Origin of the sequence: Marinimicrobium sp. UBA4509 (assembly GCF_002388575.1) — a bacterium.
GTDB classification, from domain to species: Bacteria; Pseudomonadota; Gammaproteobacteria; order Pseudomonadales; family Cellvibrionaceae; genus Marinimicrobium; species Marinimicrobium koreense.
In genome coordinates this window covers 72,283-73,698 of the sequence record NZ_DGMV01000041.1, presented here as the reverse complement: position 1 = coordinate 73,698, position 1,416 = coordinate 72,283, and the positions used below count along the sequence as shown (strand labels likewise).

Genomic DNA, 1,416 nt, shown 5'->3' with positions numbered 1-1,416 from the left:
GTAGGGGCCGAGCGCAGCGGTATGACCCGCATCCGCCGCAACCCAACTCGAACATCATCAACCATCAGGACCCCAACACATGCCCAAAGGCTTCGGCACCAAACTGGTTATCGCCATTTCGTCCCGCGCGCTGTTCGACCTGGATGAGAGTCACCAGGTGTTCATCAACGAAGGCCTGGAAGCTTATGCCAACTATCAGATCGAGCGAGAGGACGAACCTCTGAAACCGGGCGATGCCTTTCCCATGGTACAAAAGCTGCTCCACCTGAACGAAAGCCTCGAAGGCGACCCCCGGGTCGAAGTGATTCTGCTGTCCCGCAACAGCGCCGATACCGGTCTGCGGGTGTTCAACTCCATTGAGCATTACGGTCTCAATATCACCCGGGCTGCGTTCTGCAGTGGCAGCAGTCCGTACCGCTATATCTCCGCGTTCGGCTGCCACCTGTTCCTCTCCACCGATGGCGAAGACGTGCGTCAGGCGCTCAACCAGGGCGTGGCGGCCGCGACCCTGGTCGCCGCCAAGAACAAGTCCGAGCAAGAAGAGGAGCTGCGTTTTGCCTTTGACGGCGATGCGGTGCTGTTTTCCGATGAGGCGGAGCAGGTGTTCAAAAGCCAGGGCCTGAGTGCCTTCGCCGAGAGCGAGAAAGCCTCTGCTAAAACCCCCTTGAGTGGTGGACCGTTCAAGGCGTTCCTGTCCGCACTGCAGGGGTTACAGAGCGAGTTCACCGAGAGCCGCTGTCCGATCCGCACGGCCCTGGTGACGGCCCGTTCGGCGCCCGCCCACGAACGGGTCATCCGCACCCTGCGCGCCTGGAATGTGCGTATTGATGAGTCCCTGTTTCTTGGCGGACTGCCGAAAGGGGAGTTCCTCAAAGCCTACGGTGCTGATGTCTTCTTTGATGATCAGCAACAGCACATCGAGTCGGCCAGCGAACACGTTGCCAGTGGCCATGTCCCCCATGGCGTGGCCAATCAGGCCAAGGGTTGAGTGTCGGGTCGGCCGCACAATTGCAGGCGGCAGCGGGAGTCTATATAGTCTAAAGTTATAGCAGAGGGTTATTTTTTGATCAGAGGCTGGCAATTTGGCTTCTGAGGCTCTATTCTACAAAAGAATAATTACCGCAATTTTTATAACACCGTCCTTTTGTTAACACCGCGCTCTGGGTGCTCGAGTCGACGGGTGGGTTCAACGGTCTTTCGTGTCGGGGCGCACGGGACTGTCCGAAGGACGATCGGAGGACATTATGAAGCTGCAACAACTGCGTTATATCTGGGAAGTGGCGCACCACGACCTGAATGTGTCCGCGACCGCCCAGAGCCTGTACACCTCTCAGCCGGGTATCAGCAAGCAGATACGCCTGCTGGAAGACGAGCTGGGTGTGGAGATCTTCTCCCGCAGCGGCAAACACCTGACCC

The 1,416-nt window shown here is 58.3% G+C and carries 2 protein-coding genes; both read left to right on the top strand.

Going from position 1 to position 1,416, the window contains the following annotated elements; translation table 11 throughout:
* Positions 1-79 precede the first annotated feature (79 nt).
* Entirely contained in the window at positions 80-988 is a 909-nt protein-coding gene (locus B3520_RS06395) for a 5'-nucleotidase (RefSeq protein ID WP_024460124.1), read from the top strand.
* 256 nt (positions 989-1,244) lie between these two features.
* Positions 1,245-1,416, top strand: a 172-nt coding sequence (locus B3520_RS06390) for a LysR family transcriptional regulator (RefSeq protein ID WP_286875691.1), incomplete at its 3' end; no start/stop codon positions are given.

Bases quoted from the DNA above. Each gene is read 5' to 3' on its own strand.
- B3520_RS06395 (WP_024460124.1), top strand. From the start codon at position 80: ATGCCCAAAGGCTTCGGCACCAAACTGGTTATCGCCATTTCGTCCCGC.